Origin of the sequence: Porphyromonas sp. HMSC077F02 (assembly GCF_001815465.1) — a bacterium.
Classification (GTDB): domain Bacteria; phylum Bacteroidota; class Bacteroidia; order Bacteroidales; family Porphyromonadaceae; genus Porphyromonas_A; species Porphyromonas_A somerae.
This window is the reverse complement of the sequence record NZ_KV820656.1, coordinates 1-10308: the sequence shown is the minus strand read 5'-3', so window position 1 is coordinate 10308 and position 10308 is coordinate 1. Positions and strand designations below refer to the sequence as shown.

Annotated in this window: 8 protein-coding genes; 3 read left to right on the top strand and 5 right to left on the bottom strand. The window is 47.9% G+C overall.

The window, feature by feature from the left end; translation table 11 throughout:
• Positions 1–184 precede the first annotated feature (184 nt).
• The 3 genes from HMPREF3027_RS04010 (at position 185) to HMPREF3027_RS04000 (ending at position 3015) form a co-directional block, all read left to right on the top strand.
• On the top strand, positions 185–1468 hold the full coding sequence (locus HMPREF3027_RS04010) for an adenylosuccinate synthase (RefSeq protein ID WP_070707196.1): 1284 nt from the start codon (positions 185–187) through the stop codon (positions 1466–1468).
• Between the two features lie 21 nt (positions 1469–1489).
• Positions 1490–2167, top strand: a complete 678-nt coding sequence (locus tag HMPREF3027_RS04005; protein WP_070707195.1) for a zinc metallopeptidase — start codon at positions 1490–1492, stop codon at positions 2165–2167.
• Positions 2168–2319: 152 nt separating this feature from the next.
• Positions 2320–3015, top strand: coding sequence for an energy transducer TonB (locus HMPREF3027_RS04000; RefSeq protein ID WP_021903601.1), 696 nt, complete (start codon positions 2320–2322; stop codon positions 3013–3015).
• Between the two features lie 355 nt (positions 3016–3370).
• Here the strand turns inward: HMPREF3027_RS04000 and HMPREF3027_RS03995 are convergent, their stop codons facing one another.
• From HMPREF3027_RS03995 to HMPREF3027_RS03975, 5 genes are read right to left on the bottom strand one after another with little or no spacing between them, the layout of a single operon-like run.
• Positions 3371–5104 (bottom strand): OstA-like protein, encoded by a 1734-nt coding sequence (locus HMPREF3027_RS03995; RefSeq protein WP_246830522.1) that lies wholly within the window; start codon positions 5102–5104, stop codon positions 3371–3373.
• A complete protein-coding gene (locus tag HMPREF3027_RS03990) occupies positions 5068–6462 on the bottom strand; it encodes a peptidylprolyl isomerase (RefSeq protein WP_070707193.1) in 1395 nt (464 codons plus the stop codon). The genes HMPREF3027_RS03995 and HMPREF3027_RS03990 overlap by 37 nt, the downstream gene beginning before the upstream one ends.
• Positions 6463–6468: 6 nt before the next feature.
• On the bottom strand, positions 6469–8184 hold the full coding sequence (locus HMPREF3027_RS03985) for a glutamine--tRNA ligase/YqeY domain fusion protein (RefSeq protein WP_070707192.1): 1716 nt from the start codon (positions 8182–8184) through the stop codon (positions 6469–6471).
• A 12-nt stretch (positions 8185–8196) separates the two neighbouring features.
• The gene (locus HMPREF3027_RS03980; protein ID WP_070707191.1) at positions 8197–8925 is read right to left on the bottom strand and encodes an ABC transporter ATP-binding protein; all 729 of its coding nucleotides are present in this window, start codon (positions 8923–8925) and stop codon (positions 8197–8199) included.
• A 6-nt stretch (positions 8926–8931) separates the two neighbouring features.
• Positions 8932–9675 (bottom strand): MlaE family ABC transporter permease, encoded by a 744-nt coding sequence (locus tag HMPREF3027_RS03975; protein ID WP_070707190.1) that lies wholly within the window; start codon positions 9673–9675, stop codon positions 8932–8934.
• Positions 9676–10308 lie beyond the last annotated feature (633 nt).

The window sequence follows — 10308 nt, the reverse complement described above, 5'->3', positions numbered from 1 at the left end:
GTCACCCTCATCACCCAGAATATCGGATGAGGCTCAAAAATGTCGCTGTGAGTATTTGACCTCAGTTACGAACGGGACTACGCATTCGTTACTCTCAAATTGCTCAGATTTGGCTATTCTTATGAATTATGTGTACATTTGTAAGGTAATAAGCGGAGGGTTTGTTTTTACAAGATATAAATTTATGAGTAAGGTAGATGTACTACTTGGTCTCCAATGGGGAGACGAAGGAAAAGGGAAGGTGGTAGACGTGCTCACACCAAGGTATGACATGGTGGCTCGCTTCCAAGGAGGGCCAAATGCAGGACACACTCTAGAATTTGACCATAAGAAGTTCGTGCTTAGATCTATCCCCTCTGGAGTTTTTCAGGGCGGTAAAACTAACTTAATAGGTAATGGAGTAGTGCTAGACCCTGTGCTATTCAGAGATGAAGCACAGTCGCTAGAGGAGAGTGGTGTGGATCTCAAGCATCGCCTTTTGATCTCCAAGAAGGCACACTTGATACTCTCTACCCATCGACTGCTTGATGCCGCCAATGAATTGGCAAAAGGCGATAAGAAGGTTGGCACCACTGGCAAGGGGATTGGCCCAACCTATACCGACAAGGTGAGCCGTAACGGCCTAAGGGTGGGCGATATCCTAAGTCCCGACTTCCCTGCAAAGTTTGAGACAATCAAAAAACGTCACTTTGCTCAGTTGAAAGGCCTCAATTACTCCATTGAGACGCAAGCCCCTGATTATGCCGAGAAAGAGCAGGAGTGGCTTGAGTCCTTGGAGTATCTAAAGGAGTACCAATTGGTTAATGGCGAGGCGAAGGTGAATGATGCGCTTTCTCACGATAAGCTTGTATTAGCAGAGGGAGCTCAAGGTTCGCTGCTGGATATTGATTACGGCTCTTACCCCTTTGTTACCTCTTCCAATACCGTTGCTGCTGGTGCTTGCATCGGGTTAGGTGTATCCCCTAGAAATATCGGACGTGTTTTCGGTATCTTCAAAGCCTACTGCACGAGAGTGGGTGCCGGTCCTTTCCCTACCGAGCTCTTTGATGCCACGGGCGACAAGATTTGCGAGGTAGGTCGGGAGTTTGGCTCTGTTACAGGTCGTAAGCGTCGCTGTGGTTGGGTAGACCTTGTGGCACTTAAGTATACCACTATGCTCAATGGCGTTACCGACCTTATCATGATGAAGAGCGACGTGCTTGATGGATTTGAAGAGATCAAGGTGTGCGTTGCGTATGAAGTGGATGGCAAGGAGACCACTGAGATGCCTTTTGAACTGTCGGACGAGGTGAAGCCTGTCTACAAGAGCTTTAAGGGGTGGCAACAAGATATGACCTCCTGTACTAGTGAGGCAGAGTTTAGCACTGAATTCAAGGAGTACCTCAAGTTTATTGAGGAGTACCTAGGGATACCTATTTATATAGTATCGGTAGGGCCAGATAGGGCTCAAACCATTATTCGTAAATAATAATATAGCAGATTACAGGATATGCCTACAGCTTATATATTGATGTTTGGGGTGATGATTCTGGGCATGTTGGTCCAGTGGAACCTCCAAAGTGTATTCAAAAAGTATTCTCAGGTGCGTCTAGATAGCGGCCTCACAGGTCGAGAGGTGGCGGAGAGAATGCTTATGGAGAATGGCCTGACGGACGTCCGCGTGTTATCAACTCGTGGAAAGCTTACAGACCATTACAACCCCTTGGATAAGACCATCAACCTAAGCGAGTCAGTATACAACAGCAATAGTGTGATGGCAGCAGCGGTGGCGGCTCATGAGACAGGGCATGCCCTCCAACATGCAATGGGATATGCACCACTGAAGATGCGCTCGGCCTTAGTGCCTGTGGTGCAATTTTCATCTAGCATTGTTAATATTGTACTGATTGCTGGCATCCTTTTGCTGAATGTGTTTCCCAAGCTTCTACTCGCTGGGATTATCCTATTTGGTGTCACTACGCTATTTAGTATCATTACCCTTCCAGTGGAGGTAGATGCCAGTAGAAGGGCTTTGGCATGGCTAGAGAGAAGTCGTGTGACCAGCTATGAGCAACAGCCAAAAGCTAGTAAAGCACTCCGAGCAGCTGCTTATACTTATTTCGCTGCTGCTATTGGTTCCATAGCTACTTTGCTCTACTACGTGACCATTTACAGCAGTCGTAGATAAAAATTATCCTCAATTTACTTGTGGGTATCAATAAAATGTGTACATTTGTAGAGAGGAATGTGAAAAAGCTCTATAACGCGTGTTGCGAGCTTCCGAATTATCCTCTAGTGGCTATGAATAATTGATTACAATATACTAAGACCGAATAACTTATGAGACAAAAAAAGACGGACAGAGCAAATCTGGAAAATGGCAAGGGGCTATACTTCCTGATGGGTTTGGTCGTTGCCTTGGCTGCAGTCTTCGTTGCTTTCGAATGGGGTAATAAAGATGTAGTGGTAGCTGAGGATGATAGAAACTTCGTCATTGAGGAGGTGGAGGATATCCAAATCACTCCACAAGAGGAAGAGCCACTTCCTCCAGAGCCTGAGGTGGAAACCCCTGTAGTCGTTGAGAATCTACAAATCGTAGAGGACGACGTGAAGGTGGCCGATGTGACCATCGCCTCTGTGGATGATGCCGCAAATAAGCTACAGCAAACCTTTACTCCTCCAGCACCAACACAAAGAGCTAGAGAAGAGGTGGCAGAGGATCATATCTTTGAGTACCTCGAGGAGATGCCTGAGTTCCCAGGTGGTCAAGCTGCGATGATGAAATGGCTATCAAAGAACATCAACTATCCACCAATTGCCGCAGAGAATAATATCCAAGGTCGTGTGATGGTCTCTTTCGTGGTAGAGCCTAATGGATCTATCTCCAACGTTAAGATCGTGAGAGGTGTAGACCCTAACCTTGATAAGGAGGCAATGCGTGTGGTAGGCAAGATGCCTAAGTGGAAGCCAGGTATGCAAACTGGTAAGCCAGTACGTGCGCGTTTTACACTGCCAGTACAGTTTAGACTACAGTAGTAATAACAACGACTAAGTCGTAAGCAATCGTGGGTCGTGTGAGATATTCTCGCACGACCCATGCTTTATATAGAGATCGTTGCACAAAGGCGATCTGCATCAATGCTTTTGCGTAACTGCCTCACCAAGTCCTACCGCAAGGATTGCTCTTTTTGGAATGCCGTCATCGTGGGTACCTTATCGGACGAGTCGGACAGGTCGGACAGGTAGAACATCGGTAGATCTCCCTTTCATTTACTCAAACCTTGACATGGGTTTTCAGCCGACTCGTCCGACTTGTCCGATAAGGGCCTAAGAGAAAAGGACCTCCGCTAGGAGATCCTTTTACGTTGTGGTATTTCAAGTGAGAAGGAGGTTACTCTGTGGGTCTCTCTTTAGGCTCCTCTTGAGGTTGCTCTACTTGGGTGATTTCGGTTGACTCGGAAGTCGATAAGTCTTCAGCCTCTTGATTAGGAGGAGTATCAGCTTCCTCTTTTTTGTCTTTGGCACTACCTCCTGGTTTAGGGGTTTCTCTAAAGATATCTAGAAAGCTGGTGGGGCGCCCTTCGGGGAACCAGACGAAGTCGGGATAGTAGAGCTGACTTTCGTCGATCAGCATTACAGGACTTACGGTGCCGACTTGCCGTCCCATCAACTTCACCTTGCTTAGCTCCTCCTCCTCAAACTGCATTAGTATCTCACTGCACTGTGCCTTGACATGTTCTGTAGCGATGCTGTCGGGATTAAGACTATAGTAGATCACCTCAGCATTGCCACGGGTCCAGACAGAGTCCATCTGTTGGTCGGAGAAGTAAGCCAGTACCTCTCTCCCACGCATCTGATTGAAGTGCTTCTCCTCATCCACTTTGCTCGAGAGATAGGCATTCTCCCTAATGTGAGCATAGTCTAGTTCACCATTATGAATAAATAGCGATACCGTGTCCCCCGTCACTTGTGACTCTCCACTCCAGATGAAAGGCTTCCCATAGCTCACCATCACCGAGTCCCGAGTATTGTAGATAATGGAGTCGGCTACCGCCTGTGCATTGGAGCGGTAGAGGCGGGCATTGCCTATCCCCTTAAAAAGGTTACTCACCGAGTCGGCCTTGATCATCTCCATCAGTTTGGCATGCATATAGAGGGTATCTTCACTGGAGTACTCCACGATATAGGCACTATCTTGTGCAAAACCATAGCCAATGTCTTCATGATAGACTGCGAAATTGCCAAATAGAGCCACCTGCTGGGCAGTATCTTTCATCTGGATATGGCGGTACATCTCTGCCCGCATTGCTCCACGGTCATAAAATAGAGAGTCGCCTGTCATCCATCGAGTTCCAGAGACCATTACTGGTCGATTCATCAGGTAGGCTAGGTCATTTTCAGTATCATAAGTTCCCCTAGAGGTATAGATCACCCCGCTATCCCCCACGATACGAGAGGGGCTCACAATATCTGCGAGTTTGGTCTCTGTATCATAATTCAATTGATCGGTATAGAGCTTAAAATTGGGGTTGTCCAATACTACATCTTCCTCAAATACCACCTTTTTACTCTTGGTGTCGTAGGTGCCGTAGGTAGAGCTAAGCACATTAAGTGTATCGGCAACCGATCCGGTATCAAAGTAATAGCCAAGACCGGTCTTGCGATCGTAGTCAAGGCTATCGGTATAGAGGTGGTTATCTCCATGATTCATCACCACCGACTCTCTCAGGCGTGCTAGGAGGTTCATCCCATTGTAATCGATATAATTACAAGTGATCTCGAGTGAGTCGCCCTGCTCAATACGTACTGCCCCGAAGCCTTCGAATCTATTCTGCTCCTGATAGAGCTTGGCACTATCGCAGTACATGGTAGCATCCTTGTGGCGAAGTACCACATTGCCCACCAGAAGCTGGGCAAAGGTATCTACATCACGATCGTACTTCCAGAGGTCCACATTCTCAATAAAGATACGCTCCTTGCCAGCCGTTGGGCTACTGACCGTGTCGCGATACCAAGAAGTCACGGCAGTAGTAGCCCTCATTGATAGGCTACTACCCCGTGACGTAATGATGAAAAGTAGCAGGAGGGCTACTGCTCCAGCCACCCTGGATATTGAAACTCGCATTGGCGATACTCTGGACTAATTCGTACGTAGGTCTTCTTCTGCTTCTCCCTGATCCATTCATGGAGAGTCTCATCTTGCTTCTTTTGTAGCACAATGCCCTTTACCACTTGATAGTCATCAACCACATTGGCTCGGTGACCAGGGACACGCTTCTTGAGCTTCACAATCGCCACCACAGTATTATTGTTCTTGTCAAGCATTGTAAATGGAGCAGAAATCTCTCCCTCCTGGAGCTTTGCCACCTGGGCAGAAACCTCCTGAGGTAGATCCTCCATCACAAAGCGAGAGGTGCCGTAGTACTGACTTTGGTGATTGGCATTGACCATCTGACCATTGGAGAGACGGCTATCCTCGTCATACGAATAGTACTTGGCCGCTACCTCAATGGGCAAGCTATCTACACGGATTAGGTGGGCGATAGAATCCATGCGGTTGGTCGTTGCAGTTAGCTCGTCACCATCTACGTGTGGGCGGAGCAAGATATGGCGCACATTGATTTGGTCGCCACGTTTCTCAATCAGCTGCATGATGTGGTAGCCACGAGCAGTCTTTACGATTCGAGATACTTTGTCATTATCGGGCAGACCAAAGGCAACGTTGGCAAACTCTGGCTCTAGCTCTGCTCTTCCTACGAAGCCCATCTCACCACCCTTGAGTGCAGTATTGCCATCCTCTGAGTAGATACGAGCGACGGTCTCAAAGCTCATCTCGCCCTTGCTGATCTTATCGCTATACTCAATCAGCTTCTGCTTCACTCGGTCCACCTCACTCACCTGTACCTTTGGCTCCTGGGTCACAATCTGTACCTCTACCGTAAGAGGCATAAAGGGGAGGCTATCCCGATTGACTGTATCATAAAAGCGATTGACCTCCGATGGAGTGACTTGGATATCGCGCACCAGCTTCTGCTGCATCTGCATCATCACATACTCCTCGCTCACCACCTTGCGACGCTCGGCACGGATTTGGGCGAAGTTGCGACCAAAGTACTCCTCTACCTTTTCACGGCTGCCCACCTCATTGACCACTGCATCAAGCCATTGATTGACTGCCACATTGACCATCTGTTCATTGGGGTAGACACTATCTATTTGAGCCTGATTGAGGAATAGCTTTTGTATCGCCATCTGCTCAGGAATAATACAGCGGGCATTGCCCTCCATACGTTGACCCGTAGACTCGTAGTAGAGGCGCTGACGCTCAATATCGGAGAGAAGAATGGTCTCGTCGCCGATCACCCACGCCACTTCGTCTACTACATTGGCTCTACTTTGGGCATAGACCTTTGGTGCAAAAGCTCCCAAGAGTGAGAGAAAGGCAACCACAGAGATCACCGAGGTTATAACACTTTTATTCATAACTACTTATTTCTTACTTGCATTTTTCTTTGCCCACGCATCACGCAGACCAACTGTTTGATTGAATACCAACTTATCTGGAGTGCTATCCTTATCAACTGTAAAGTAGCCCTTGCGGACAAATTGGAAGTGTTGCTCAGGCTGCACATCACGAAGCCAATCCTCGGCATAAGCCACAGGGATAATCTGCTCGCTATCTGGATTGATCAACTCGGCAAGGTCTTCAGCATCGGCCGATGCAGGGTCCTCCACCATAAAGAGGCGGTCGTACATTCTTACCTCTACAGGAAGAGCGTGAGCGGTGCTTACCCAGTGGATGGTTCCCTTTACCTTACGATTGGCATTGGGCATTCCCGATTTGCTCTCAGGATCGTAGGTAGCATAAACCTCCACTACACGGCCTTCCTCATCCTTTTTGCAGCCAGTACACTCAATGATATAGGCACCTCTCAGGCGCACCTCCTGGCCAGGGGTGAGCCGGAAGTACTTCTTTGGAGCATCCTCCATAAAGTCCTCACGCTCGATCCATAGCTCACGGCCAAAGGTGATCTCGTGATACTCAGGTGTCTCTGCCTCAGGATTATTGAGCACTCTCATCTGCTCCTCTTGCCCTTCGGGGTAATTGGTAATCACTAGCTTGATAGGATCCATCACCACGGCAGCTCTATCGGCCACCTTATTTAGATCCTCACGCACGGCGCTCTCTAGCATCGCCATATCGACGGTGCCATCGTACTTGGTGTACCCTATCATATCAATAAAGTTGCGGATGCTCCTAGGGGTATAGCCTCTCCGACGTAGCCCCACAAGGGTAGGCATACGTGGGTCGTCCCAACCGTGTACCAGACCTCTTGTCACCAGCTCCATCAATTTACGCTTACTCATCATCGTGTAGGTAAGATTGAGGCGATTAAACTCGTACTGATGTGGTCGGTACTCATCTGTCTTGAGTAGCTCAACGAGGTAATCGTAGAGAGGGCGGTGCACCACAAACTCGAGCGTACAGATAGAGTGCGTTACGCCCTCGAAGTAGTCGCTCTGCCCGTGGGCAAAGTCGTACATAGGATAGGCACTCCACTCCTTACCTGTGCGGTGGTGTGGGTGGTGAATCACACGGTAAATAACAGGGTCACGGAAGTGCATGTTAGGGTTGGCCATATCGATTTTGGCACGTAGCACCATCGCCCCCTCGGGGATCTCTCCGTGGCGCATCTTCTCAAATAGCTCCAAGCTCTCCTCTGCAGGCCGATCTCGATAGGGACTGTGGGTGCCTGGCTGAGTTGGGGTTCCCTTTTGGGCAGCTATCTGCTCGGAAGTCTGTTCATCCACATAGGCGTGCCCCTCTTTAATCAAACGGATAGCAAAGTCGTACAGGTCCTGGAAGTAGTCCGAAGCATAGTAGATATTGCCCCACTCAAATCCGAGCCAATGGATATCCTCTTTGATTGCCTCAATATACTCCGTCTCCTCCTTCACAGGATTGGTATCATCGAACCTCAGGTTACAAACACCATTGTACTTCTCCGCAATCCCAAAGTCGATGCATACCGCCTTGGCATGTCCAATATGGAGATAGCCATTGGGCTCGGGTGGAAACCTCGTCTGGATACGACCTCCATTGAGTCCATTCCGAATATCCTCCTCCACGATTTGCTCAATAAAGTTGAGTGACTTCTCAGTCGCACTCTTTTCTGCCCCAGTAGGCTTCACATCCTTATTCATAATCTATATTCTCTACAACTTACTGATGAAGACGAAGTTTTTGAGCACCTCGTCGTCTGATTTTTCAATGTCCTTTCCTTTCCCCTCCCACCATATGTTTCCGTCATGCACAAATAGCACATGGTCTCCGATATTTGCCACCGAATTCATATCATGGGTATTGACAATGGTGGTCATCTGGCTCTCCAATGTTATCTCCCGCAACAATATGTCTATCATCTTGGAGGTTTCTGGGTCCAGACCACTCGTTGGCTCGTCACAAAATAGATAGCGTGGTCTTAGGGCAATGGCACGAGCGATCGCCACACGCTTTTTCATCCCTCCACTGATCTCCCCTGGATACTTGTAGCGAGCATCATAGAGCTGCACACGCTCCAAGCACTCTTTAGCCCTTGCTCGCCTACTTGCTCCCTTTTCATCCGAAAACATATCTAGCGGATAGAGCACATTCTCCATCACATTCATGCTATCAAAGAGAGCTGAGTTTTGAAAGAGCATCCCCACCTTCTGACGCAATAGGCGCGTCTCCTCTGGAGATAGGGTCTGTAGCTCAATGTCGTCATAGAGCACCCGCCCCTTAGTCGGCTCCAGTAGTCCAATAATGCACTTCATCAATACCGTCTTGCCTACTCCCGACTTGCCAATGATCAAGGAGCACTCACCAGGATTGAAGGTAGCATTCACCCCCTTCAGCACCTCTTTATGCCCAAAGCTCATATGTAGATCACGCACCTCTATCATACCCCTCTACATCAGCATTAATTGGGTGAGGGCGAGGTCACAAATCAGTATTGCCACATTGCTCATCACCACAGCCTTGGTACTGGCACGTCCCACCTCCAACGCTCCTCCACGCACATTATACCCAAAGTAGGAAGCAATGGAGGCAATAAAGAATACATACACAAGGCTCTTCACCACCGAGTAAAAGATATTATAGGGCTTAAAGAAAAGCTGAAGCCCAGACTCAAACTGACTGATGGGGATATTGGACGAAAGCAGACAAGCCAAGTAACCACCCCCCAAGCCGACAAGCATACTAATCATGACCAATACTGGCACAAAGATCATCATGCCAATGATCTTGGGGAGAATCACATAGTTGGCCGAATTTACTCCCATGATATCCATCGCATCCAGCTGCTCGGTAATCCGCATTGTGCCAATTTCGCTCGCAATGCTACTGCCACACTTGCCAGCTAAGATCATACACATAATGGTGCTCGAAAACTCCAAGAGTACAATCTCGCGAGTGGCATACCCGATTGTGAACTTTGGGATCAATGGGTGGCTCATATTGATCCCCAATTGCATCGTCAGTACAGCTCCTAGAAAGAAAGAGACCAATACCACGATCCAAATGGAGCCAACGCCCTGCACATACACTTCGCGAATCAGCTCGCGAAGAAACATACGATGGCGCTGGGGACGCTTAAAAACCTCCCTCAGTAATTGTACGTAACTACCTATGCGTTCAAGAGCTATACCCATCTGATATCAAGTCAATACCTATCACTAATCATCAAAATCTTAATACCCACAAAGATACAAATTTAGATACAACTGACAAGCACCGCCACCACCTCAATTCCGCAGGATGACATTTTAGCATCCTAGTCCGAGATTAAGTTGCCTAGGGGGTTTAGAGATGAGATGGGTAATCACCGTCATACATATCCCAATTTACCTCCTCTTGTGTTTCGGATAAGTACATTCTTAATTACATTATTTTCTATCGGTTTCCAGTTTTATAGTGTGACGTCTAAAGCCCCTTTGTAACTTACTGAAATACAGAGCTGTATATTTTCGTGTTTCGAGTTGCAACTAAGCAATCGGCGAGATGCAACTCGGCAAATGCTTAGTTGCATCTCGCCGATCGCTTAGTTGCAACTCAACTTTTGCTCTCCTAGGTGGTCGGTTTATAGAAGGATATAAATGGATACGAGAAGTGGTACTTGTGCGAAGAACAAGATACAAGATCCGACTGGGAAAAGGAAGCCTACTCACAGGCGTAACTTAGGACAAAAACCGAGGGGATTACAACCTTCTCACCATAGCCTTGAATGATGCCATCAAACAACTGCCCTAAAAAGGTTCATCCGACATTTCGTGTGATACGGCAGT

Bases quoted from the DNA above. Each gene is read 5' to 3' on its own strand.
- HMPREF3027_RS03995 (WP_246830522.1), bottom strand. From the start codon at position 5,104: ATGCGAGTTTCAATATCCAGGGTGGCTGGAGCAGTAGCCCTCCTGCTA.
- HMPREF3027_RS03980 (WP_070707191.1), bottom strand. From the start codon at position 8,925: ATGATAGAGGTGCGTGATCTACATATGAGCTTTGGGCATAAAGAGGTG.
- HMPREF3027_RS04010 (WP_070707196.1), top strand. From the start codon at position 185: ATGAGTAAGGTAGATGTACTACTTGGTCTCCAATGGGGAGACGAAGGA.
- HMPREF3027_RS03990 (WP_070707193.1), bottom strand. From the start codon at position 6,462: ATGAATAAAAGTGTTATAACCTCGGTGATCTCTGTGGTTGCCTTTCTC.
- HMPREF3027_RS03985 (WP_070707192.1), bottom strand. From the start codon at position 8,184: ATGAATAAGGATGTGAAGCCTACTGGGGCAGAAAAGAGTGCGACTGAG.
- HMPREF3027_RS04005 (WP_070707195.1), top strand. From the start codon at position 1,490: ATGCCTACAGCTTATATATTGATGTTTGGGGTGATGATTCTGGGCATG.
- HMPREF3027_RS03975 (WP_070707190.1), bottom strand. From the start codon at position 9,675: ATGGGTATAGCTCTTGAACGCATAGGTAGTTACGTACAATTACTGAGG.
- HMPREF3027_RS04000 (WP_021903601.1), top strand. From the start codon at position 2,320: ATGAGACAAAAAAAGACGGACAGAGCAAATCTGGAAAATGGCAAGGGG.